This window comes from Streptomyces sp. NBC_01298 (genome assembly GCF_035978755.1).
In the GTDB taxonomy this organism is placed as follows: Bacteria; Actinomycetota; Actinomycetes; order Streptomycetales; family Streptomycetaceae; genus Streptomyces.
Map to the genome: position 1 here is coordinate 8,122,129 of NZ_CP108414.1, position 22,806 is coordinate 8,144,934.

Sequence of the window (22,806 nt, forward strand, 5' to 3'; positions counted from 1 at the left end):
TGCCGCACTGAACCGCCCTGCTCCACCCCGCCCCGCCCCGGCCGCCACCCGGCCGGGGCCGGGGTCCGCTCAGCGCCCGCCGGCGACCCGCAGGACCGTACCGGTCGTGTACGCGGCGTCCTCGGACAGCAGCCAGGCGATGGCCGCGGCGACCTCCACCGGCTGCCCGGCCCGCCCGAGCGGGATCTCCGCGGCCGCGAGCGCCGGTCGGTCGGGGTCGCCCATGGCGGCGTGCATGTCGGTGTCGATGATGCCGGGGGCCACCGCGTTGACCCGGATCCGGTCCGGGCCCAGCTCCTTGGCGAGCCCCAGGGTCAGGGTGTCGGTGGCGGCCTTGGTGGCGGCGTAGTGGACGTAGCGGCCGGGACTGCCGAGGGTGGCGGCCGCGGAGGAGACGTTGACGATGGCCCCGCCGCCCGACTCGGCCATGTCCCGGGCGGCCCGGCGGCAGCAGAGCAGGTAGCCGAGGAGGTTCACGTCGAGCACGCGGCGCAGGTCCTCGACCCGGATGTCGGCGAGCCGGCCCGGGGTGCCGGTGACTCCGGCGTTGTTGACCAGGCCGGTCACGGCACCGAACTCGGCGCCGGCGATGTCGAAGAGCCGCTCCACGCCGCACTCCTCGGAGGTGTCGCCGCGTACGGTCACACACCGGGCGCCCGCCTCCCGGACCCGCTCGGCGGTGGCCTTGGCGGCCTCGTCGTCACGGAGGTAGCCGAGGACGAGATCGTGCCCGTCGGCGGCCAGCCGGACGCACGTGGCGGCGCCGATACCGCGACTGCCTCCGGTGACGATGGTGACTGGTCGACGTGACATGTGAGCCTCCTGTGTAACGCATTACCCCGTGTCGTGCCCACACCTGGGATGGCCGCAGGCTAACACCGCGACACCCCGGCCGACCAAGGGGAAGGCCCTCTGTGGAGCGCTCCCCAGGAACCGGAGAACTGCGAGGCAGCGCCTACCTGTTGACCAACCGTGCCCGGGGGAAGGCGACTTGATCTCACAACAACTCTTTTGAAACAACTGTTGTGGGTCTACTCTCGGCGCATGGTCGCTCCCCTCGCTCCCTCCGCCGCATCCGCCGAGCCGTCGGGACAGGACGTCGAACTCGACACGGCTGCCCTGCGCGTACTCGCCCACCCCTTGCGCCTGAACGTCCTCACCCTCCTGAGGGAGCGTGGTCCGTCCACCGCCACCCGGATCGCCGACGAGCTCGGCATCAACCCCGGGGCGGCGAGCTACCACCTGCGGCGTCTCGGGGCGGGTGGGCTCATCGTCGAGGAACCAGGGCGCGGCACCGGACGCGAGCGGTGGTGGAAGTCCGCCCATCGCCAGTCGGTCCACGATCCCGCTTCCGCGTCCGGCGAACAGCGGGAGGCAGGCCGCGCCTACACGCACGCGGTCGCCCTTGCCGCGGCGGATCGCCTGCGCAGGGCCGCACACGAGGTACCGCTCCTGCCCGAGGAATGGCTCGACGCGGCCACGTACGGCGACTTCCTCCTGTACCTGACGCCGGGGGACGTGGCCCGGATGCGCTCCGAGCTCTTCCAGGTGATCGCGCGCTATCAGCACGGAGAGGGCGAAGCCCCCGAAGGGGCCGCTCCGGTGGCGCTGCAGGTGCAGGCGTTTCCGGTACCGGGCACGGCCCTGCCGCGGGCCGGTGGCGCCGCGTGAAGGCGGACGGCGCGGCCGCGTCCACGTACACCGGCGCGTCCGCGTCCGCCTCCACGTCGGTGTCCGCGCGGCCCGCCTACCGGGACGCCAACGTCCTGCGCTGGCTCGTCGCGTACACGGCTTCGATCACCGGTGACGTCGTCTACTTCCTCGCCCTGACCTGGGCCGCGGTGCGCGTCGGCGGGCCGTCGCAGGTGGGCCTCGTGGTCGCGGCCGGAGCCCTGCCCCGCGCGGTGCTCATGCTCGGGGGCGGCGTGGTGGCCGACCGGTTCGGTCCGCGACGGGTCGCCGTCGTCAGCGACGCGGTGCGCTGTGCGGTGATCCTCGGGGCCGCCGCGGCGCTCACGCTCGCGTCCCCGGGCGTGTGGCTGCTGGTCACCGTCGCGCTGGTCTTCGGCGCCGTGGACGCGGTGTTCATGCCGGCCGTGGGCGCGCTCCCGCCGCTCATCGCGGCACCCGCACAGTTCGCCAGGGTCCAGGGGATGCGGGGGCTGTCGATCCGGCTGAGCAACGCGGTGGGGCCACTGCTGGCGGCAGCCGTCCTGGTGACGGCCGGTGCGGCCGGCGCGTTCGCCGCCGCGGGCATCCTCTTCGCCCTCTCGCTCGCGACCCTGCTCACCGTGCGGACCCTCTCGCCGGCCTCTTCCGCGCGACCGCCCCGGAGTGCTTCCGCACGTGCCTCCACACGTGTCTCCGCCCTGCGCGAGCTGGCCGACGGCCTGCGCTACGTCCGCCGCCACCGGATGCTCGCCCCACTGGTCGTGGTCATCGGGCTGGGTGAGATGTGCTTCAGCGGTCCCGTGGCCACCGGTCTGGTGCTCCTGGCCGAGGAACGCGGCTGGGGCGCCCCGGGCATGGGATGGATCGCGAGCGCGTTCAGCGTGGGAGCCGCGGCGTCGGCCCTGCTGCTCACCGTCTCCGCCCGGATACCTCGGGCCGGGCTGGTCATGTGTGCGGCGCTGCTCGTCACGGCCGGGGGAGCGGTCGCCCTGGGGCGCGTGGCCTCGCTGCCGCTCGCCGTCCTACTCGGTTGCCTGATCGGACTGACCAGCGGGATCACCACAACCGTGACCGGTGCGCTGCTCCAGACGGAGACGGACCCCCGGTACCTCGGACGGGTCACCGCGGTGACGACCCTGTGCACGCTGGGCCTTGCTCCCGTCCTCTTCCCCGCCGTCGGCGTCACGGTGGCACTGTGGGGAGCGGACGCGTTCTTCGCCGGCTGCGGAGTGATCTGCCTGCTCGCCGCAGGGCTCGGCCTCGCCGTCCCCGTGCTCCGCCGGGCCGAACTCCAGGGGCCCGAGACGCTGTCGCCCGTCGCCGTCGCCGGTGGATCCGGTGTGCCCTCCGAGGGGTGACGGAGGTCCGGCCGGGGTCCGGGAGAGGGCTGAGCGCGGGCGGCTACAGTGCCGACATGGACGCAGCGAGCACGGCCACCGGTACGGGCACCGGAACGGCCACCGGCACCGGAACGGCCCCGACCCTGGAAGACGTGGCCCGCGCGGCCGGGGTGTCCCGGGCCACGGTGTCCCGCGTGGTGAACGGGGTCCGCAATGTGGACCCGGCCATCCAGCAGGCGGTCCAGCGGGCCGTCGCCGCGACGGGATACGTGCCGAACCGCGCGGCCCGCTCCCTGGTGACCCGCCGCTCGGGTGCGGTGGCGCTGGTGGTCTCCGGCGCGGGCGCGGACACCGGGCGGGTGTTCCAGGACCCCTTCTTCGGGCGGGTGGTGAGCGGGGTCGTACGGGCCCTGCGCCCGCGCGGCGTGCATCCGGTGCTGCTGTTCGCCGACGGGGAGGCGGACCGCGCGCAGGTGGTCTCGTACCTCACCCAGGGCGGTGGGGACGGAGCACTGCTCGTCACCACCGACGGCCACGACCCGCTGCCCGGCATGCTCGCGCGCGCCGGCCTGCCCGCGGTGCTCTTCGCCCGGCCGGCCCCCGAGATCCCGCTGGACTGGGTGGACCTGCGCCACCGCGAAGGCGGGGCCCTGGCCGCGCGGCACCTCCTCGCCCGGGGCTGCCGGCGACTCGCCGTGATCGGCGGTCCGGCGGACGTACCGGCGAGCCGGGACCGGGTGGCGGGCTTCCGGGAGGCACTGGACGGGACGGCGGTACGGGTGGCGGAGGCGGACTTCACCCTGGACGGCGGCGAGCAGGGGATGCGCGCGCTGCTGGCCGAACACCCGGACCTGGACGGAGTGTTCGCGGCGAACGACCTGATGGCCCAGGGCGCCTGCCTGGTGCTGCGCGAACACGGCCGCCGGATCCCCGAGGACGTGGCGGTGGTCGGCTTCGACGACTCCGGCGCGGCGGTGGCGGCGAGACCCCGCCTGACGACGGTCCGCCAGCCGGTGGAGGAGATGGCGGCGGAGATGGTGCGCCTCCTCCTGGACCGGGTGGCCGGCACGGCCGCACCGGACCCGGCGGCGGTGCTCTTCGACCCGGAACTGGTGGTCCGCGACTCGGCGTGAGCGCCGACCGCGACCCGCGGGGAAACCCGGGTGCGGCCCGGCCGGCATCCACTACCGTCGGCCGAGGCACTGTTCGACCTCCCCGTAGGCGTCGATCGACCGAGGCTGCGGGTCTGGCCGCACCCGGAGGTGTTGGTGATCTTCGATGCGCTCTCGGTGGCCGAAGTCGATTTCGACGTGGACATCTGCCAGCTCCGGGGGCAGGAGCGGGTGGACGTGCTGTGCGGGTTTCTCGGCGCGGTCGGCCGCAGGCTGCGCGGGCCGGTGGTGCTGGTTTCCGAGGGGGGGACGAGGATCGGGGGCGACCGCTCATCGGCTTCGACGTAGGCTGTGACCGCGTGCTGTTGCGGCCGAACGGCCAGGCCCCGTACGGGGCATGAGGGCGGCGGGGAGCGCTCCCTGCGCCGGAGGCCGTGCTCAGCAGTCGAAGGCAGACCAGCAGATGTCGTTGCGCAACCGCTGGTCGTCCAGGACGAGTGCGCGGATCGCCTCCGGGAGCTGGTCGCGCTGCCAGTGGCACTCCCGTCGGCCCGCCGCCTCGCCCTCGCCTTCCGGCGCCGCCGCGCGCGCGGCCTTGATCGCATAGGCGGCCGCGCCGAGTTCGTGCGCCGCGACATGGGCGACGGCCCCGGCCTGCCCTGCGGCGTACGCGGCATGGCGGGCCGCTCCGCGCAGGTCCCTGGCCGCGCCCATCGCGTGTCCGCCCGCCGCGCGGGACGCGGTCATGGTGACCTCGCTGCGCACCCACGCACGGGCGTGCTCGATCGCCCGGCGCGGCCGCGGGTCCTCGGGCCGGGCGGACTCGAACAGGCCGAGGACGTGCTCGGCGCAGGACGCCGCCCACAGGGCCAGGAGGTGGTGATCCGCGTCGGTGAGGGTTCCGCCGCGGCGGATCGTCACGAAGCGAAGGTCGCGTTCCTTCGGGAGGATCATCGTCGGCTCTCCTTCGGTGACACCGGCCGGGACATTCCCTAGGCCCCGGCCGCCGCCCCGCCGCCGCGGGAGCGCAGGGACGTCTGCCAGCCCGGAGCCTCCGTCGCGGGCTCCGGCGGCGTGCGCCGGCCGCCCGCGGCGAAGAAGGCCGCCAGAGGGAGGGTGGCCGCGCCCACGGTGACCGCGTCCGGGCCCAGTGAGCCCATGTCGATGGTGACCCGGGCGGCGGGATGGCGCAGCGAGTAGCGCGTCGCGTGTTCCCGTACCGCCGGGAGGATGTGCGGGCCCAGCATCAGGCCCGCCCAGCCGCCGATGAGGATCCGCTCGGGCTGGAAGAGGTTGATCAGGTCCGACAGGCCCGCGCCCAGGTACTCCGCGGTCTCGTCGAGCACGGCCAGCGCGGCCGCGTCCCCGCTGGAGGCCGCCGCCAGCAGCGCGGTCAGGGCGTCCTCCTCGTCCCGGGCCACCGCGTCCGCGGCGACCGCGTCCCCATCGCCGCCCCGTTCCGCCCACCGCGCCAGGAGCGACTCCGCCCCCGTGTACGCCTCCAGGCAGCCCAGCGCCCCGCAACGGCAGCGCCGCCCGCGGACCTGCACCGTGAGGTGGCCCCACTCCAGGGGTGCGCCCTCCGTGCCGGCGCCGTCCGGGGAGCCGTCGGTGATCAGGCTCGCTCCGATGCCGGAACCGAAGAGCACGACCACCGCGTCCCGGGCCCCGCGACCCGCGCCGAACCACATCTCCGCCTGCCCGAGCGTGCGGGCCCCGTTGTCGATCAGATACGGGACCTCGGGCGGTACGGCCCCCGTCGCCCGCAGCAGCGCCTCCAGCGGGACCGCGTCCCAGCCGATCGTCTGCCCGTGGACGACGGTTCCGCCCGGCGCGTCTCGGTCGACGATGCCGGGGACGCCGATGCCGACCCCCAGGAGCCGCTCCGTCCCGACCCCGGCCCTCTCCAGGACGGTGGCGATCCCGCTCCGTACGTGGTCGACGATCGGACCGACGTCGTAGCAGCCGCGCGGCTTCAACGGGAGCTCGGTGCGCGCCAGTTCGGTCAGCGTCAGGTCGAACAGCTCTACCCTGACCCGGGTTTCGCCGACGTCGATGCCGATCAGGTGCCCGCTGCCGGGCGCCACCCGCAGCAGCGTGCGCGGCCGGCCGCCGTCCGAGTCGACGACTCCCGCCTCCTCCAGCAGTCCGTCCGCGACGAGTTCACCGACCACGTTGCTGACGGATCCCGAGCTCAGTCCGGTCGCCGGGCCCAGCTCCTGCCGGCTCATGGGCGTGCCGAAGTACAACTGCTGCAGCACGGCGCTGCGGTTGCCCCTTCGCAGGTCCCGCACCGTACGTCCACTGCGCCCCGTCGTCATGTGGCTCCTTCCGCCCTGACACCGATCGCAACATACCCTTGCGCGACCCCTGGGGGCGACCCTTTGGCGGGGCTTACCTCACATCGTGAATTAATTCCGCGGGGCGGCGGGGCCGTCTCGGTCGGCCCTCCGCCGCGCCGCGCCCGCCGCTCCTCCCGGGGTGGGCGCGGTTCTTCGTGGTGGGATGGGGGGCGGGGGTAGGCGCACGGCTCACGGAGAGGCGAGAAGGTATGTCCGAGGACCAAGAGGGCACCATGCGGGCCATGACGTACGACACGTACGGCGGAGTGGAGGTGCTCTCCGAGACCCGGATTCCGGTGCCCAAGGTCGGACCCGGCGAGGTCCTCGTCCGCGTCCGGTGCGCCTCCGTCAACCCCGTCGACTGGAAGATCATGGCCGGCGGGCTCGACGGCCTGATGGACGTCGTGTACCCCGTCGTCCCCGGCTGGGACGTCGCCGGGACCGTCGAGTACGCGGGCATCGACACCCCCGAGTTCACCGCGAGCGACGAGGTCATCGCCTACGCCCGCAAGGACTACGTGCACGGCGGCACCTTCGCGGAGTTCGTCACCGTGCCCGTACGGGCCCTCGCGCGCAAGCCCGTCTCCCTGACCTGGCAGCAGGCCGCGGGGCTGCCGCTGGCCGGGCTCACCGCGTACCAGCTGCTCACGCGCCTGGACACCGGCAAGGAGGACACCGTCCTCGTGCACGGAGCCGCGGGCGGCGTCGGCTCCATGGGCGTGCAGATCGCCCGCGCGCTCGGGGCCCGTGTCATCGGCACCGCCTCGGCCCGCAACCACGACCGGCTGCGCGAGCTGGGCTGCGAACCCGTCGAGTACGGGGACGGCCTGGCGGAGCGGGTCCGCGCCCTGGCGCCCGACGGGGTCACCGTCGTCGCCGACTTCGTCGGGGGAGTCCTCGACACCACCCTGGCGGTACTGGCCGAGGGCGGCCGGCACGCCTCCATCGCCGACCACACCGTGCTCGGCTCCGGCGGCCAGTGGATGTGGGTACGGCCCGTCGGCGCCGACCTCGCCGAGCTGGGCCGACTGGCCGACGCCGGGCAGCTCACGGTCACCGTCGCCGAGACCTTCCCGCTCGCGGAACTGGCGGCCGCCTTCGAGCTCAGCCAGAAGGGGCATGCCGCCGGGAAGATCGTCCTGGAGGTCTGAGCCCGCCGGGACCCGCGCGCGCACGACGGCGGGCACGGCCGTGCACTCGACCGCGCGCACGACCGCGCGCACGACCGCGCGCCGCCCGGATCGGGTCCGGGTGGCGCGCGGGTGTACGGGGGCGTCGGGCCCGGGGTCGGGCCGGCGGGAACCTCCTCGGGAGGGTGTGGGGGAGCGGGCGCCTACGGGAGGCGGCCGTCGGGGCCCAGCACGGTGCCGGCCTCCGGGTGGAACTGGTCGTAGCCGCGGTTGTTGCACTGCAGCCCGCCCTTGATGCAGTGCTCGACCATGGCGTTCAGGGTGCGCTCGTCCCACGCGTTGAAGAAGTCGTAGTGGAAGGAGTGGCCGGTCCCGCTGGACAGCCTGACTTGGGACATGTCGCCGCTGACCGGGAAGGCCATCTTGAACTCGACCATCGGGACCGCGACCGGGTGCGAGGCGGGGCAGACGTTGTCGTTGTTGCCGGGCTTGGTGACCGGGTAGGCCATGTGCGCCTTGTGGTCCGGGACGTCGAGGTTCTTGCCGTCCCAGCAACTGGGCGCCTGCATGCGGATGTTGAGCTGGCTGCCGGCCGGGCAGTTGGCCGGGAACTCGGTGTTCTTGAAGCTTTCGCCGCACTCCCAGCCCTCGACCCAGCCCTTGTGCGCGCGGAACTCCGCCGCGGTCTGGGTCGGGCTGCCGACGAGGAAGCGCAGTCCCTTCGGGAAGGGGCGCACGCTCGTGTAGTCGGTGACCCCGGTCTTGTAGTAGATGACCTGGGGGCCGGTGGGCAGGACCTTCTGGCTGCCGTTGAGGAGCGTCGGCATCCAGTAGCCGGACAGGTCGCCGAGCGCGGTACAGGCGGTGCTGCCGGCGCTCAGGGAGGCGGTGGTGCTGTTGCCGTTCGTGCCGGTGTTGCCCATGAAGGTGTGGTCGTGGGAGGCGCCGGGCCGGCCCGCGTACACGATCGGGTCGTCGGGCGCGGTCTTGGTGACCGAGCAGTTGGCCTGGAACTCGTGGAAGTAGCGGTCCGGCGGGTTGTTCCAGGACGGGGTCACGCCGGTGACCTGCGGAACGGCAGGGATGTAGCCGTCGCCGTCGGGGTCGTCGCCCCCGGCGACCGCCGCGACGGCGGAGTGGTCCATGTTCATGTGGACGGCGCCGGAGTCGGGCGAGGCCTGTGCGGTGAGCGTGGTGGCGCCGAGACCTGCGGCCGCGGTCACGGCGATGGCCGCCGAGACCAGGAGCGCGGACAGGGTCCGCGGTCGGAGATGCATCGTTCGTTCAGCTCCTTCTGGAGGGAGGGGGAGAGGGCGCGGAGGTGGGAGAGCGCTCTCTCACGTGCCCCGGAAAACGCGGGGCGGCCGGTGGCCGCCCCGCGAGCCGGGCGTCAGGGGTTGATCAGGGGAAAGAGACGACGGTGGAGGGGGTGGTCGAGGTGCCGGAGGTCGGCGCGCCCGTGTTGTTGATGACGTGCTCGTACTGGCCGTTGCCGCCGAGCGAGACCACGAGGATGTCGTGGAACTTCACGCCCGCCTTCACCGGTACCTGGAAGCCGTGGTCCTGACGGATCGTCGGGTCGACGTTGTAGTAGCAGTAGCTGCCCAGACCCCAGCCCTCGTGGGTGTTGACGGAGTCGGCGACCTTGTAGGCGGCGTACCCCTTGACCGAACCGTTCTGGATCGCGGCCTGGTTGGGTGCGTCGTACGCCTTCTCGTTCTGGAAGAAGATCGTGCGGCCGCGCTCGCCGTTCCACTCCACGTCGTACTTGTTGAAGTGCTCGACGAACAGGCCGGTGGCCAGGACGTCGTCACCGTTGACGCGGAACCCGTAGTCGGAGCGGTTGGTCTCCCAGCCCACCCCGTCGCCGTGGTCGGCGCGCCAGATCCAGGTGTGGTCGACGATCGTGTCGTGGTTGTTGATCACCATGCCGACCGTGGCCTTGCCGGCGCCCGCGCCGCCGACGCGGATGAACACGTCCTGGACGGTGGTCGGGTTCGCCGCGTGGTCCGTGGTGGTGCCGGCCGGGCCGACCTCCAGCAGGCTGGGGGAGTTGACCTGGCCCGCGTCGACCAGGAAGCCGGCCAGCTTCACGCCGTCGACGTCGCCGACCTTCAGCGCCGTCACCCCGTTGTCCGGGATGATGGTGGCGAGGCCGAGGCCCAGGACGACCGTGTCCGCGCGGTTGACCTGGATGGTCTGGTTGACGTGGTAGACGCCCGGGGTGAAGAGCAGGTGCAGGCCCTGGGCCAGCGCCTGGTTCATCGTCGCGGCGGTGGTGCCGGGCTTGACCACGTAGAACTGGCTCAGCGGGATCGAGGAGCCCTGCGGGGCTCCGTTGCCCCAGGAAGTGCCGCGCGCGTTGGTGCGCTTGGCCGGGACGAACACCTTGTACTCGGAGCCGTCCAGGTACAGGAACGGCTTCTCGCGGGAGACCGGGGTGGTGTCGAGGGTGGTGTAGCGCGGCTCCGGGAAGGCCTGGGCCGGTGCGCCCTGGGTGCCGGAGAAGACCTGGTTCCACACGCCGTTGGACCAGCCGCCGATGGAGCTGTCGCGGGTGTACCACTGCTGCTGCGAGTAGTTGCCGACCTGGCCGTCGATCTTCGAGTCGGCGATGAAGCCGCCCGAGGACCAACCGTAGCCGGAGGGAGCCAGGTTGAGGCCGCCCTTGACGTGCATCCGGCGGAACGGCGCGGCCTGCGACACGGCCCAGCGGTCGGTGCCGTTGACCGGGTTGAGCGCGAGGTTCTCGGCCGAACGCCAGAAGTTCTGGGTGGCATTGCCACCGAACCAGCCCGCGTCGACGGTGACGTCACCGTTGATGGTGGTGTCGTCCGGGCTCAGGCCGAGGCCCGAGATCGAGGTGTAGAAGCCGATCTGGGCGTTGAGGCCGTTGTAGGTGCCCGGCTTGAAGAGGAACTGGTAGCGCCCGGAGCCGAACTGCGCCGACTCCTGCTGGGCGAAGACCTCGTCCAGCTTGGCCTGGATGTTCGGCGTCGAGGGATCGAAGACGATCACGTTGGGGCCGAGGTCACCGCCGCCGGGGAGCGTCGGACCGGTGCCCCCGGTGGTGCCGTAGACCTGGAACTCCCAGAGGGAGTAGCCGTATCCGGTGGTGCGCTGGGTGCCGTACACGCGGACGTAGCGGGCCGTGCCGGTGATGTCGTGGGTCTGCACGCCGCCGGTGGCGATGGCGGTGGAGTACGCCGTGGACCAGTTGGCGCCGTCCGTGGACAGTTCGACGCGGTACGCCTTCGCGGCGGCGGTCTCCCAGCGCAGGACGACCTGGCTCAGCTGGGCGGCCGCGCCGAGGTCGACCTGTATCCACTGCGGATCGGAGAACTGGCTCGACCAGCGGGTCCCGTTGTTGCCGTCGACGGCCGCGGAGGCGGGGGTGCCGGCGCCCTCCGACGAGGAGGCGGTGGCGGGCTTGCCCTGGGAGAGGAGCGTGGGCGCGGCGGTCGCCGCGGTGCTCGGCAGGAGCACGAGGAGGGCCGCGACGAGGGCGCCGGCCAGGGAGGCCACGGTCAGGCGGGACGGACGCGAGGGGCGGCGCGACGGTTGACGCGATGGGTGGGGAGGGTGAGCGGAGAGGAGGGGCATGCGGGGCTACTCCTGACGTTGTGGATCCGGGGGGATCGAAGCGTGAGTGAACTGCCCGGCGCCTGGGCCGTCAAGGGTTTGAGCGTTCATGAACTGAAGATCCAATGACGTGTCAAACACGCATCAGGCCTGTGAACTTGGAGTTTCTTCAATCCTTGTGAAAAGTGTTGACGAAAAAACTTTGCCCGACTCTACTGAGGCTCTGACCGCTCCGTCCCGCCGTGCCCGCTACGGCGGGGCGGAGCTCAGGTCGAGAGCTCGTCGACCGCGTTCGGAGAGTGGGCCCGGATGGCCGGCCCGGTGCTGTCGTGCGTTCGTTACTTGTCGTCAGGGAAGGCCGGGGACGGTGCCGCAGTCCGCCCACGTCACCTCGGTGCCGGGGAGCGTCGCCGACCAGGGCGCGGCGAGGGCCGCCAGGGCGCTTGCGTCCGGCGGGGTGTGGCCGAGGCCGATCGCGTAGCGGGCCAGGGCCGGGGTCCGCTCGAAGGGCCGGGGCCAGGCGTGGGCCTCCACGCACCCCGTCTCCACCAGGGCGCCGAGCAGGGCGCGCAGCCGGCCGCGGGTGCGGCCCAGGTTGTCCTCGAAGTCCGCGGGCCGGGAGCCCGTCACGGTGACCACGGCCCAGGCGGCGTGCCGGCGGTGCGGGGGAGTGGCGGGGGCGGGCCGGGCGGTGGGGTTCGGCTCCAGTGCCTCCCACGTGGCGAACAGCTCCCGCGCCAGCAAGTCGGCCATGGCCGGAGTCACTTGGGCGGTACAGCTGCGGACCGGGGCGGAGGGTGTCAGCACGGTGACCGGGAACTCGCCGGCGGAGATCCCGTCCGGCGGCGCGGTGAGGCCCACGGGGGTGCGCCAGTCCCAGGCGGCCCAGGTGGCGAAGAACTCGCGGAGCAGGGGGCCGGGGGAGAGGTCGCGGGCGGAGCGGACCGTGTGGGCGGCCAGCACCGACCAGGCGAGTCCGGGCAGGCCGCCGAAGGGCGCCGAGTCCAGACCCCGGGACCGGGCCCAGGCCTTGACCTCCCGCGCCAGCCGGGCGAAGGCCGCGTGCTCCGGGCCCGCGAAGTCCCGCACCGCCTCGGCATCGCTCACCGCGCTCAGCGCCACTGCCGCGGCCTCGCCGAACTCCGCCCGCCGGGCGACCGCCCGGTCCGGCGGCACCGCTCCGGTGGCGACCACCACCAGGTCCACGTCCAGCCCGGCGACGCCGAGCCGCAGGCCCGGTACCCGGGCGCCGGTCACCTCGCGGAGCCGCTCCGCCGCGGGCAGGGCCGAGGCGACCCGCGCCCGTACCTCCGCCGACTCGACGGCTCCGGGCAGGACCGCGACCAGGTCCAGGTCGGCCTCCGGCAGTGCGCAGCCCATCCGGCGCGAGCCGGCCGGATGCACGACGCCTTCCGGGAACGCCGCGGCGATCCGCGCCGTGAGGTCCGCGGCGCGAGCCTCGGAATCGGCCCCGGCCTCCGCCCCGGCTCCCGTCCCGGCTCCCGTCCCGGCTCCCGTCCCGGCCCCCGCCTCGGCTCCCGTCCCGGCCCCCGCCGGCTCCGTGTCGCTCGGGCGGGATGGCGCGGGGCGTGCGGGCTCCGGGATCCAGTGGGTGGTTCCGGTGCCGAGGTCTACCGTCGCCCGGATCTCCATCGGGCCGTCGCCACGCCGGGACAGCACGGCGAGGGAGTCCACGCGGGCCGACCGGGCGCCGCCGAGGCGGGCCGTGAAATCGCGTTCCGCGCGTACGGGATCGGCGCCGCGGCCCAGGGTCAGGTGAGGGGTGAACCCCTCGGCGCGGCCCCGGCAGCCCGGGAACCGCGCCGCCAGGGACCGGCGCAGCTCCTGCCACGGGGCGTCACCGGCCGCGGCCGGATCCAGCCACAGGGTCGGGCCGAAGCCGTACACGCCCTCCAGCCGCGCCATGAACGCGGGCGATTCCGCGGCGGCTTCGGCCAGGAGGGGCAGGGCCGCCTCGAAGGAGGACTCCGGTACGAAGCCGAAGAGCAGGTTCACGTGCGCGGGCCAGCGCTCCGCCTGCGGGTCGTGTGCGCGGCGCACGGCCTCCACCGCCCCGTCCGGTGGCGGCAGCCAGGCCACCGCCGTGCGCGAGGTGGCCCGGACCTCCAGGACCGCGTGCCCGGAGCCCGCGCCTTCGTCGGCCGAGGCGTCGAAGTTCAAGGTGGCCTCGACCCCGTAGTGGTCGGAGATGAACAGGCCCTCCGACGCGGGGGAGTCCCCGCGCAGCGCGGCCCGCGCCACGTGAACTCCCGCCGACCGCAGCAGGATCCGGTCCAGGCGGGCCGCCCGGCCCGACAACGACCCCACCGCCGCCAGGGGATTGGCGACCGGATCGAAGGTCGGGGTCCCGTCCCGGGACCCGTGTACCTCGGTCCACGCGTCCCGCAGACCCAGCGCCGCCGCCGGACCCTCCGCGCCCGACCGGCCGTCGTTGAAGTCGCCGAGCAAGGCCACGTCGGCCGACTCGATCGCGGCCAACCCCTCACGCAGTCGCGTCAGTTCCGTGGCGCGTCGGTCCTCGCCCCGCTCCGTGTGATCGCTCGTCAGGTGCGTGGCGGCGACCACCAGGGGCCCGCCCGCCGTGTCCACGGTCACGGCGACGACCGCCTTGTGCGGGCCCAGAACGTGAACGCCCGCCTCCCGCACCGGCAGTCGGCTCAGCACCAGCAGTCCGCTCTCCGCGACGTCCCGACCGCCCGGGTCGGCGGCGATGGTGTACCCGGCCCGGACCCAGGGCTCGGCGAGCAGCATGCGGAGCAGATCGCGCTCCACCTCCTGGAGCGCGATCACGTCGGCGTCGGCCGCCGCCAGATCCGCCAGCAGCAGCGGCCTGCGCCGCTCCGTGGCGATGCGCGGGGCGTCGTACCGGTCCCAGAGCGTGTTCCATGTCAACAGTCGTACAGCGGAAGGATGTTGGGTGTGGGACGTACCCTCCGGCGCCGTCCGCCAGGCGCCGCCGCCGGACGCGTCCCACGCGTACGGGGTCCGCGCGGTGAAGAACGGAGCCCGGAGCAGCCTCGGGGCGCGGACCCGCCCGGCCGCGGTGCTGTCGATGGTGTCGACGCCCGTCGCCCGGTCCCACACCAGCTCGCCGTCGGCTTCCACGAACAGCACCCGGTGCCAGGGGATGTCGCCCCCCGGCACGAAGGACGGGAGGGGCACCCGCTTCGGCGCGGCTCCGCGCTGCAGCAGGCCCAGGGTGAACCGGGCGGGATCGAAGCGGGGGTCCCAGCGGACCTGGTGGTAGAGCTCCTCACTGGTACGCATCAGCCCTCCTCGCGGGTCGCTACGGGGACTGTCGTGCGGGCCGGCGCCGCTATCGTGCCCGCCGTGTCCTCGACGGTTCCGTCGGCCCCGATGTACCAAGTGCGGTGCGCCTCACCGGGATACGGCGGAGCGAACCGGCGCAGCTGCGAGGTCAGCACCGGCTCCGGCACCGGGTGCGCGCGCGTGGAGTTGCGGCGCAGCAGCTCCGCCTCTTTGACCAGCAGCACGGCGTGGGTGACCAGCGCGTCACGCCGCCGCGCGACCGTGCCGGCCAGAGCGCGCTGCTGGGCGGTGAGGGAGGTCGCGTCCCACACGACCGTGCCCCCGCGCCGCGCGGCCGAGGCGAGTGCGGAGTCCAGCCGGTCGAGGCCCTCGCGGAGCACGTCCGCGTTGTCCCGCTGGTCGGCGCGCGAACCCCGGGCGCCGCGCAGGTCGTCGAGGCTGATGTAGGCCTCCACCCCGGGCAGGTGGCGGGCGTACGTGCTCTTCCCGCTGCCCGAGGGCCCGCAGAGCTGCACCAGCCGGGGGAAGGAAGCGCCGTCCCGCCACCGCCAGGTCGCCGCGACCGCCTCCTCGGGGCCGGTCAGGTTGCCCTGCCCGTAGGCCCGGCGCGCCTCGGCCCAGCAGCGGTCGGCGGCGTCACCGCCGATACGGCCGCCGCCGTGTCCGCCCGCTGCCGCTGCCGCGTCCGCGTCTCCGGCGCCCGGGCCGGCTCCGGCTCCGGCTCCGGCCAGGGCTTCCCGGAGCCCGGCCCGCAGGGGCTCCAGGGGCGCGGGCCCGAGCAGCCCCGCCTCCTCGGCGTGCAGCGCGGACCACTCGACGCACTCGGCGGACCCGTCGCCCCGCTCGGAGAGCGCTCCCGCCAGCGCGTGCAGCACCCCCAGGTCGGCCGCCTCCGCCATCCGTACGAGCCCCGCGCGCCGTTCCGTGTCCGGGTAGGGGAAGGGTCTGCGCAGCGCCGGGTGGAGCCCGACCAGGTCCGCGACCCGCCGTGCGGTGGCCATGCCGAGCGGCCCGGCCGCCAGCCTGGACACGAGGGCGGCTCGCGGCACGGCGTGCAGGGCCGCCGCCAGGAGCCCGGCCAGCCGCTCCTCGCCGGACCTGCGCACGCCCAACCCGTCGATGCGGTCCGCCACTTCGGCGACCAGCGCCTGGACTCCGGCCGCCTGGACTCCGAACGCCTCGAGCCCGGCCGCCTCGAGCCCGGCCGCCTCGACCCCTGCCGCCCCGGCCACCGGGTCCGCTCCCACCGCCCGGAGCAGCCCGGCCGTGTCCGGATCCGCGCCCGACCGGGCGTCCCACAGGGCGGCGGCCGGACCGAGTCCGTTGGGCACCACCTGGGCGTACATCCAGTGCGTGTCGGTCTGCACGTGCCCGCCCCGCACCCATTTGGCCACGCACCGGCCGAAGTCGGCCCGATCGAAGCCGGTCGCCGTGCGGACGACGTACCCCTCCTGCCGCGCCGTGTCGAGCCGCAGCCAGCGCAGCGCCCGCTCGTCGAAGACCCCGCGCCACAGGACGCGCGGCCCCGGGACCCCGAGGCCGCGCAGGAAGAGCACCGTCCGGTCCCAGTCCAGGCAGTGGTCGCCGTCCCACACCGAGAACCCGTAGAACCACGCGTCGAGTTCCTCGTACGCGAGCGAGTGCCGGGCGTAGACGTTCTCCCCGCACACCCGCCAACCGGCCGGGATCCCGGGGCCGATACGGCTTTGCAGGCCCTTCACCCAGGCCCGCGAGGGATGGTGGCCCGAGTCGAGCGACCGCGCGTGCAGGCCGTCGGCGTAGAGGGTGGTGTTCTCGCCGTCGAGCTTCTCGGTGACCACGACCTCGCGCCCGGCGAATCCCGCCAGCATGCCGGGCCCGGTGGTCCGCACGTCGTCGGACGTCGCGCCCGGAGACCAGGGCAGGTGTGGGGTCCGCGGGTAATGCGCGCGCATGATCCGCTCCCTGCGGGCCGAGGCTGATGCCCGGCCACTCTAGGGAGACGGAACCCACCCGGACCAGCGAATATCGGCGGCGGGACGGGGTGGGCCGGGACGGGCCGGGACGGAGCGGGTGTGGGACGTACGAGTCTGGGACGTGACGAGTGTGGGACGGAGAGGGTGGGGACGTGACGGGTACGGGACGGAACTCAGTAACCGACGGTGAACCGCTTGCCCGCGTGCGCGTCGCGCTCGATCTCGTCCAGCAGCGCGACCGCGAAGTCCTCCGTGGAGATCAGGCTCTTGCCGTCGTCGTCCACGACGAGCTCGTCGAGCCCCAGCCGGTACGTGCCCGTGCGGGTGCCCGGCTCGATCGTGGCGGCCGGGCTGAGGTTGGTCCAGTGGACCTCGTCCACCGGAACCGTCCGCAGGAAGTCGAGGGCGTCCCCGTGGGCGTGCATGACGGCGAGGACCGGCGCCGGGATCCCGGCCTGGTCCCAGACCTTCGGTCCGCCGGGGGTGCGCAGGGACCCCGCCCCGCCGACGGTGACCACGCGCGGCCGGGGCCCGTCCTCGCCGTGGGCCTGCACGCCGCCGATCAGCGCCTTGGCCGCGGCGACGAGCGTGCCTGGATCCCCGGAGCCCGGACCGTACGCGCTGACCACCACGTCCTGGCCGGTGGTGGCCCGGGTCACGGACGCGGGGTCGAGGACGTCGCCGCGGACGACGGTGACGTCGGCGGAGCTGGCTTCGGACTCGGCGAAGTGCGCGGGATCGCGCACGACGGCCGTGACCTGGTGTCCGCGCCCGAGTGCTTCGTGGAGCACCCGGGATCCGATGGTGCCGGTCGCGCCGAAGAGAGCGATCTTCGCCATGGCCACTCCTGGAGGTGGAGGCTGGAGGGGCCCCGGTCGGGGTCCGCCGCGCCCATCCAAGCGAATCTCGCCTTCCGCACCCGGCAGCGCCACGCGGTCAGCGGCAGGCCGGTCGATGGCAGGCCGGTCAATGGCAGACCAATCAATGACAGACCGGTCAATGGCACAGCGCGACGATGGCCGGGTCCACCGTCCCCCGGGCCGCCGCGCACAGCGGCGCCATGTCGTACGAACGGTTCGGCGCGGGCCGGCCGCGCCGTGCCTTCGCGGCGGGCGCCGCGGGCTTCTTCTTCGGCGCGGCCCGCCGGGGCCGCTCCGGCCGGTGCCGGGGCGTGGCGGGCTTCACCCGGCTCCGGGCCCGGGCGGCGGGCGCCCCGGGAGGCTCCGGCTGCCGGGCGGCCACGGCCCGGGGCGGGGGCACCGAGGCGTCATCCGGTACCGGCAGCGGAGCCGCATCCTGGGGGACCTCCGGCAGCGCCCCCAGCGGCCCGGCCGCCCCGTCCGCCGGTCCGGGCAGGCCCGTCCGCACCTCGGTCGGCACCGGCCCTGCCCCGGGCCCCGGCCGGGGAGCGCTCCCCGGCCCGGCCGGACCCACGGTCACACATCCGGTCAGACACCCGGCCGCCACGGCCAGCGCGACGATGATCTGGGGCACCCACGGGCCCCGGCGCGACTCCATCCGCCCACCCTGCCCGACGAACGCCCGCACCCCCGCACGCGCTCACCCGCACGGGTGGTCCGGTTTCCCCGACGGGATGAATCAGCCGCAGGTCACGCTGTCCCTCGGCGTGTAACGGGTCTTCATCGTCTCCCGCTTGACCTCCTGCCCGCCCTGCACGAACACCCGGTCGACGGTGACGTCGAAGCCCTCCAACGGGGACTGCGGTTCACACTTCGGGCCGGTGTCCGTGCGGGTGGCGGGCGGTTTGACGTTCGTCCGGGGGCCCTTGGCCGCGCGGATCTCGTCGTACTTCTTCGTTCCCAGGAAGGTGATGGTGATCGAGGTGTCGGTCGCCTCGGCCTGGATGTAGAGGGCCTTGCCCGAGTCGTTGGCGAAGCGCAGGTCCAGGCTGCCCCACGCCACGGTGGCCTCGCGGCCCTCCGGGTAGCGCTCGATGTAGAAGGAGTGCGCGCCGTACTCGACGGGCTTGACCCCGGAGAAGAACATCGCGTTGAAGACCGTGGTGGCCACCGCCGAGACGCCGCCGCCCGCGGCCTTCTCGTACTGGCCGTTGTTGATGATCAGGCCGTCGACGAAGCCGTTTTCCTTCGTGCGCTCGCCGACGCGGCGGTTGAAGCTCCACGTCTCGTCGGGCAGCACGAGCGAGCCGTTGATCAGCTCCGCGGCCCGTCCGATGTTCGTCGTGCGGTACGGGGCCTTCTCGAAGTCGACGGTGAAGGAGGACACCTCCTCCTTGATGCCCAGCTGCCCGACCGTGTTCCCGGTCAGCTTCGGCTTGACCTCCTCCGTGGCGACCTCACCCGTACGCTCCGCCGCGCCCGCCCGCGTCAGCAGCGGCAATACGGCGGCGGACAGGCCCTCCTCGGCGACCCGGCGTCCGGCCCGGCCCTCCTCGGCGACGGAGACCGCGCCCGCGGCGTCCGTACGCAGCTTCGCTTCGACGGGTCCCGGCGTGGCCTGTCGCAGCGGACCGGACAGCTCCGGGTCGGCGAGCAGTGCCTTGGCGTCGAGGGCGGGCGCGAGGCGGCCTTGGCCGTCGTCCTTGAGGGTGAGGTGCTTGGCGAGGACGGCCGGGCCGACGGGTATGCGCTTGCCCCGCACGGTCAGGGTGACCGGCGCGGACACCGCGGGTTCGGCGAACTCCTTCAGCGCACGCTCCGTCTCCTGCTGCCCGATACGGGGCTGCGTGCTCCGGACGGGGAGCACGACGGGCTCCCCGCCCGCAGGCCGGGTGTAGGAGGAGCGGAGCACGCCGAGGGATCCGTCGACGTCGAGGTCGCTGCCGGTGACCGGGGCGACCGCCTTGGCCTTGCCCTTCTGGAAGGAGACCGAGCCCTCCCGGACTTCCTGCCGGGTCTTCGCGGCGATCCCGTCCAGGGCGGAGCGGGCCGCCTTCTCGTCGAGGCGGACCACGGGCTCCACCGCGGGATCGCCGGAGGAGAACAGTCGGCCGATCACGCTGACGGGGTCGGAGCCCGAGCGGGCCGCCCGGTCGACGGTGGCGCCGGTGTCCAGGGAGAGGCCGAGCGTCGCAGGCTGCGCCCGCTCGGTCCTTTCCCCGATCCGCAGTTCGAGCGGGGACGCGGCGGACGGGCCGAGCGCACGGTTCAGGGTCTGCCGGGCCTCGGCTCGGCTCATCCCGCCTATGTCGACGCCGCGCACCTTCGTGCCGGGGGCCACCTCGTCGCCCGCCAGCAGCAGGCCCGCGGCGTACAGCCCACCGAAGCCGAGGACCGCGACGCCGCCGGCCACCCCCGCCACGCCCGGGACGGTCCACCGTTTTCCGGTGGCCGCGGGGGTGCCCGTACGGGGTGCGCGTCGCATGGGTGGGTCTCTCCTCGGTCCGGTGACGTGGTCGGACCGGCGGTTTTCATGCCGCCAGTCCGCCCCGGGAACGTAGCAAGATCCGTGTAACCAGGTAATAAGGAGGTATAGGGGTGGCAAAGGGGAATGTGTTGATCTCCGTAACCCGAGGGCCGTCCGCCCTGTTGCACAGCCCGTTGCCCCTACGGTGAACGGAGTCCGATGACGCAGCTGACCGACGAGGACGTGACGCAGGACACGGGGGCCACTCCGCCCGCGCGCCCCGGCACGTGGATGACCCCGGAGGAGTACGGGGCCTCCCGCGCCACCCTCTGGACCGGCGCCGTCGTCCTCGTCACCGATGCCGACGGACGCGTCCTCGTCCAGAGCGTCGACTACCGCCCCGACCGGCTGCTGCCCGGCGGCGCCGTGGACGCCGGTGAGGCACCGGCCGCCGCGGCCGCCCGGGAGATGTACGAGGAGCTCGGCGTCGAAGGCCGCTACCCGCGCGGCCTCGCCGTCGACTGGATTCCGGCCGACGCGCCGGGCATGCCGCCCGGGATGCGGTTCCCCGGCGAGATCCTGCACGTCTTCGACGGCGGGACCTGGACCCGCGACCGCATCGACTCCGTCCGTCTCCCCGCGCAGGAGATCACCGGCATCCACTTCGCCGAACCGGCAGACCTGCCCGCCCTGATGGACGCGGGCGACGCCCGCCGGACCCTGTCCGCCCTGCGCGCCCGGATCAACGGAGGCGGCGCCGCGCTGCTGGAGGACGGCCGCCCCACCGACCCCACCGCCCTGGACCGGCTCGGCGTCCTGCGCAGCCGCCGCGTCCCCCTGCACGGCACCTGGCACCCGGGCCCCGCACCGGCGCACCTGACGCCCCGGGACCCCGCCGGCTGGCTCTTCGCCCCCGACGGGCGCGTCCTGCTGCTCGTCGCCCGCGCCACCGGCGCCGCCCACCTCCCGCCCCCGGCGCCGGGCCGCACCGCGGGAGCGCTCCCGCTCGGGTACCGGTACGCCGACCAGGGCGCCCACCCGCGCACCGCGGCCCGGCTCACGGCGCTGCCCCCGGGCCCGGACCCGGCGTACGCCCGGCTGCTGGCCACCCCCGAACAGGTCCGCGAACTCAGCGACTGGGGCCCGGCCGGCCACGAGGAACTCGCCGCCGTCCACGCCGCCCGCGCCCACCTCTCCCTCCCGGCGCCGCCCCGCACCCCACCCACGGAACTCCCCGCGGAGGGCTGCCACTGGTGAGCGCGGAGCGGCTCAATCCCCGCTCCGCGGGCCCCGGTCCCGCAGCATGAGGGAATGAGCGAGACTGCGATCACCTACACCGTCTACGTCCAGGCCGATCCCGCCCGCGTGTGGCAGGCCCTGACCGAGCCCGCGTTCACCCGCCGCTACTGGGGGCTCGACTTCGAGACGGACTGGCGGGTGGGCTCGACGATGGACTGGGTGGAGCGCGGGGCACGGACGAGCGATCCGGAGCAGGTGGTGCTGGAGTGCGTACCGGAGCGGCTGCTCTCCTACACCTGGCACACCTTCACCCCGCAGTGGGCCGCCTCCGTGGGCATCGGCGAGGAGCTGCGCGCCGAACTGGCCCGCGAGCGGCGCACGAAGGTGACGTACGAGATCGAGCCGGTCGGTGACACCCTCTCCCGGCTCACCGTCCTCCACGAGGGCTTCGAACCGGGCGGCACCCTCATCGGCATGTGCGGCCGTGCCTGGCCGATGCTCGCGTCCAGCCTCAAGACCCTCCTGGAGACCGGCGCCCCGCTCCCGGAGCAGGGACACGCGAACGACCAGGGTTCCGGCGGCTACGAGAGCCACGACTCCCGGGCCTGAGGGCACGCTCCCCGGGCCTGAGGGCACGCTCCCCGGGCCTGACACGCTCTCCGGGTCTGAGCGCACGGTCCGTGCGCGCACGCTCCCCGGCCCGACCGGGACGCGGTCCCGCCGGATCCGGTCAGGTGCGCGAGGGGACGGTGCAGCGCGGCGGGCCGGCGGGGATCTCCGTGCTCTCGTCGTACGGGTCGACCACCGGCCACGGCCGGTCGGCGGTCTTCGCCTCCTTCGAGAAGTAGGGGTGGAAGAAGCCGTCGACCGTGCCGCAGTCGTGGTTGCCGAGCTGCCGGCGGTAGTCGGCCGCGATCAGCTTCCCGGCGGTGACCCCGGGGGACCCGGCCGGGGCGTAGAGCAGGACCAGTTGTCTGCGGACGACGACCCGCGCCACTTCCTCCGTGTCGTAGGCCGGTCCCGGCTCCGAGAGCGGTGCCGCGCGCCGCAGGGCGTAGACGAAGGTGTAGTCGGCGCGGATCCGCAGCTGTCCGGGGACGCCGCCCGCCGCGAAGGACATCCGGCCGCGCACGCGGACGCCCTTGTCGGCCACGGTGAGCGCGGCGGGGTCGAAGCGCGTGAACATCTCGGTGGGATCGCTGTCCGGGAGACCGGGGGAGCGCAGGTGCTCCGTCAGCAGGGCACGTACGGGCTGCCGCGGATCGAGCAGCTCCAGGGCCGCGGTGGGATGCCCGCCCCGCAGCACCCCGGGATCAAGGTTGGCCGCGACCACGAACTCCCGTGCCCGTCGCAGCCCTTCCCCGACCTGCCGCGCGGACAGGGAACCGACCGCCGCGGGAGCGGGCAGCGGGAGCTCCTTCGCACCGGTCTCCCAGCCGCGGGCCGGCGAGCCGCGCAGCGGTAGGTTGGTCGTCGCCGGCCAGGGGTCGGGCCACAGCTCCTCTTCGAGCGCGGTGGCGGCGTAGGGCTCGTCGGCGGGCCGCGGCCCGGTGCTGGTCACCAGCCACGTGACGAGGCCGGCCAGGGCGAGGGCGGCGACGCCTCCGACGGACGCGCGCCGCCGGCGCTGCCGGCGCCGGTCCGCGAGGAAGGCCTCCTCGCGGTTCGGGTCCCGCGCCTCCGCCCGCAGTCTCGTGATGTAGTCCACCGGATCCGACATGTTCGGCCCCCGCCCTCGGTTTTGGTTCGGGCCATCCCATCGGCCGCCGCGCACCTGGCACAAGACGTGCCGTGATCACGTAATGCTCCTGTGACCT

The 22,806-nt window shown here is 74.0% G+C and carries 18 protein-coding genes; 7 read left to right on the forward strand and 11 right to left on the reverse strand.

The window, feature by feature from the left end; translation table 11 throughout:
• Positions 1 to 69: 69 nt before the first annotated feature.
• A complete protein-coding gene (locus OG730_RS37120) occupies positions 70 to 813 on the reverse strand; it encodes an SDR family NAD(P)-dependent oxidoreductase (protein ID WP_327308384.1) in 744 nt (247 codons plus the stop codon).
• 231 nt (positions 814 to 1,044) lie between these two features.
• On the opposite strand from OG730_RS37120, the gene OG730_RS37125 reads away from it, so the two are divergent.
• The 4 genes from OG730_RS37125 to OG730_RS37140 all read left to right on the forward strand — a co-directional run bounded on the left by OG730_RS37125 (position 1,045) and on the right by OG730_RS37140 (position 4,471).
• Entirely contained in the window at positions 1,045 to 1,671 is a 627-nt protein-coding gene (locus OG730_RS37125; RefSeq protein WP_327308385.1) for an ArsR/SmtB family transcription factor, read from the forward strand.
• A 59-nt stretch (positions 1,672 to 1,730) separates the two neighbouring features.
• On the forward strand, positions 1,731 to 3,029 hold the full coding sequence (locus OG730_RS37130) for an MFS transporter (protein ID WP_442815235.1): 1,299 nt from the start codon (positions 1,731 to 1,733) through the stop codon (positions 3,027 to 3,029).
• Positions 3,030 to 3,085: 56 nt separating this feature from the next.
• Positions 3,086 to 4,144, forward strand: coding sequence for a LacI family DNA-binding transcriptional regulator (locus tag OG730_RS37135; protein ID WP_327308387.1), 1,059 nt, complete (start codon positions 3,086 to 3,088; stop codon positions 4,142 to 4,144).
• A 135-nt stretch (positions 4,145 to 4,279) separates the two neighbouring features.
• Entirely contained in the window at positions 4,280 to 4,471 is a 192-nt protein-coding gene (locus tag OG730_RS37140) for a hypothetical protein (protein ID WP_327308388.1), read from the forward strand.
• Positions 4,472 to 4,561: 90 nt separating this feature from the next.
• Here the strand turns inward: OG730_RS37140 and OG730_RS37145 are convergent, their stop codons facing one another.
• Positions 4,562 to 5,077, reverse strand: a complete 516-nt coding sequence (locus tag OG730_RS37145) for a putative immunity protein (RefSeq protein ID WP_327308389.1) — start codon at positions 5,075 to 5,077, stop codon at positions 4,562 to 4,564.
• A gap of 38 nt (positions 5,078 to 5,115) precedes the next feature.
• Positions 5,116 to 6,444 carry an ROK family transcriptional regulator gene (locus OG730_RS37150; protein WP_327308390.1) on the reverse strand — a complete coding sequence of 443 codons (1,329 nt, stop codon included), beginning with the start codon at positions 6,442 to 6,444 and terminating at the stop codon, positions 5,116 to 5,118.
• A gap of 230 nt (positions 6,445 to 6,674) precedes the next feature.
• Between OG730_RS37150 and OG730_RS37155 the strand changes: the two genes are divergently transcribed.
• Positions 6,675 to 7,616, forward strand: coding sequence for an NADP-dependent oxidoreductase (locus OG730_RS37155; RefSeq protein WP_442815140.1), 942 nt, complete (start codon positions 6,675 to 6,677; stop codon positions 7,614 to 7,616).
• A gap of 182 nt (positions 7,617 to 7,798) precedes the next feature.
• Here the strand turns inward: OG730_RS37155 and OG730_RS37160 are convergent, their stop codons facing one another.
• From OG730_RS37160 to OG730_RS37190, 7 genes are all read right to left on the reverse strand, one after another.
• A complete protein-coding gene (locus OG730_RS37160; protein WP_327308391.1) occupies positions 7,799 to 8,872 on the reverse strand; it encodes a DUF1996 domain-containing protein in 1,074 nt (357 codons plus the stop codon).
• A gap of 124 nt (positions 8,873 to 8,996) precedes the next feature.
• Positions 8,997 to 11,198: a pectate lyase-like domain-containing protein gene (locus tag OG730_RS37165; RefSeq protein ID WP_327308392.1), complete on the reverse strand. Its 2,202-nt coding sequence runs from the start codon at positions 11,196 to 11,198 to the stop codon at positions 8,997 to 8,999.
• A gap of 327 nt (positions 11,199 to 11,525) precedes the next feature.
• Positions 11,526 to 14,465 (reverse strand): poly(A) polymerase, encoded by a 2,940-nt coding sequence (locus OG730_RS37170; RefSeq protein ID WP_327308393.1) that lies wholly within the window; start codon positions 14,463 to 14,465, stop codon positions 11,526 to 11,528.
• Positions 14,465 to 16,402, reverse strand: coding sequence for an RNA ligase family protein (locus OG730_RS37175; protein ID WP_327308394.1), 1,938 nt, complete (start codon positions 16,400 to 16,402; stop codon positions 14,465 to 14,467). The genes OG730_RS37170 and OG730_RS37175 overlap by 1 nt, the downstream gene beginning before the upstream one ends.
• A gap of 194 nt (positions 16,403 to 16,596) precedes the next feature.
• Entirely contained in the window at positions 16,597 to 17,262 is a 666-nt protein-coding gene (locus tag OG730_RS37180; RefSeq protein WP_327308395.1) for an NAD(P)-dependent oxidoreductase, read from the reverse strand.
• Positions 17,263 to 17,419: 157 nt separating this feature from the next.
• On the reverse strand, positions 17,420 to 17,941 hold the full coding sequence (locus OG730_RS37185) for a hypothetical protein (RefSeq protein WP_327308396.1): 522 nt from the start codon (positions 17,939 to 17,941) through the stop codon (positions 17,420 to 17,422).
• 81 nt (positions 17,942 to 18,022) lie between these two features.
• Positions 18,023 to 19,768 carry a VanW family protein gene (locus OG730_RS37190; RefSeq protein ID WP_327308397.1) on the reverse strand — a complete coding sequence of 582 codons (1,746 nt, stop codon included), beginning with the start codon at positions 19,766 to 19,768 and terminating at the stop codon, positions 18,023 to 18,025.
• Positions 19,769 to 19,969: 201 nt separating this feature from the next.
• Between OG730_RS37190 and OG730_RS37195 the strand changes: the two genes are divergently transcribed.
• Together OG730_RS37195 and OG730_RS37200 are read left to right on the forward strand one after the other, a co-directional pair.
• Entirely contained in the window at positions 19,970 to 21,007 is a 1,038-nt protein-coding gene (locus OG730_RS37195) for an NUDIX domain-containing protein (RefSeq protein WP_327308398.1), read from the forward strand.
• 54 nt (positions 21,008 to 21,061) lie between these two features.
• Positions 21,062 to 21,598, forward strand: coding sequence for an SRPBCC family protein (locus OG730_RS37200; protein WP_327308399.1), 537 nt, complete (start codon positions 21,062 to 21,064; stop codon positions 21,596 to 21,598).
• 121 nt (positions 21,599 to 21,719) lie between these two features.
• Here OG730_RS37200 and OG730_RS37205 read toward each other — a convergent pair whose 3' ends face one another.
• A complete protein-coding gene (locus tag OG730_RS37205; protein WP_327308400.1) occupies positions 21,720 to 22,709 on the reverse strand; it encodes a hypothetical protein in 990 nt (329 codons plus the stop codon).
• Positions 22,710 to 22,806 lie beyond the last annotated feature (97 nt).

Excerpts from the sequence above, each read along its gene's own strand:
- OG730_RS37170 (WP_327308393.1), bottom strand. The coding sequence starts at position 14,465 with ATGCGTACCAGTGAGGAGCTCTACCACCAGGTCCGCTGGGACCCCCGC.
- OG730_RS37200 (WP_327308399.1), top strand. The coding sequence starts at position 21,062 with ATGAGCGAGACTGCGATCACCTACACCGTCTACGTCCAGGCCGATCCC.
- OG730_RS37120 (WP_327308384.1), bottom strand. The coding sequence starts at position 813 with ATGTCACGTCGACCAGTCACCATCGTCACCGGAGGCAGTCGCGGTATC.
- OG730_RS37180 (WP_327308395.1), bottom strand. The coding sequence starts at position 17,262 with ATGGCGAAGATCGCTCTCTTCGGCGCGACCGGCACCATCGGATCCCGG.
- OG730_RS37145 (WP_327308389.1), bottom strand. The coding sequence starts at position 5,077 with ATGATCCTCCCGAAGGAACGCGACCTTCGCTTCGTGACGATCCGCCGC.
- OG730_RS37205 (WP_327308400.1), bottom strand. The coding sequence starts at position 22,709 with ATGTCGGATCCGGTGGACTACATCACGAGACTGCGGGCGGAGGCGCGG.
- OG730_RS37160 (WP_327308391.1), bottom strand. The coding sequence starts at position 8,872 with ATGCATCTCCGACCGCGGACCCTGTCCGCGCTCCTGGTCTCGGCGGCC.
- OG730_RS37125 (WP_327308385.1), top strand. The coding sequence starts at position 1,045 with ATGGTCGCTCCCCTCGCTCCCTCCGCCGCATCCGCCGAGCCGTCGGGA.
- OG730_RS37150 (WP_327308390.1), bottom strand. The coding sequence starts at position 6,444 with ATGACGACGGGGCGCAGTGGACGTACGGTGCGGGACCTGCGAAGGGGC.
- OG730_RS37185 (WP_327308396.1), bottom strand. The coding sequence starts at position 17,941 with ATGGAGTCGCGCCGGGGCCCGTGGGTGCCCCAGATCATCGTCGCGCTG.
- OG730_RS37135 (WP_327308387.1), top strand. The coding sequence starts at position 3,086 with ATGGACGCAGCGAGCACGGCCACCGGTACGGGCACCGGAACGGCCACC.
- OG730_RS37155 (WP_442815140.1), top strand. The coding sequence starts at position 6,675 with ATGTCCGAGGACCAAGAGGGCACCATGCGGGCCATGACGTACGACACG.
- OG730_RS37175 (WP_327308394.1), bottom strand. The coding sequence starts at position 16,402 with ATGCGCGCGCATTACCCGCGGACCCCACACCTGCCCTGGTCTCCGGGC.
- OG730_RS37190 (WP_327308397.1), bottom strand. The coding sequence starts at position 19,768 with ATGCGACGCGCACCCCGTACGGGCACCCCCGCGGCCACCGGAAAACGG.
- OG730_RS37165 (WP_327308392.1), bottom strand. The coding sequence starts at position 11,198 with ATGCCCCTCCTCTCCGCTCACCCTCCCCACCCATCGCGTCAACCGTCG.
- OG730_RS37195 (WP_327308398.1), top strand. The coding sequence starts at position 19,970 with ATGACGCAGCTGACCGACGAGGACGTGACGCAGGACACGGGGGCCACT.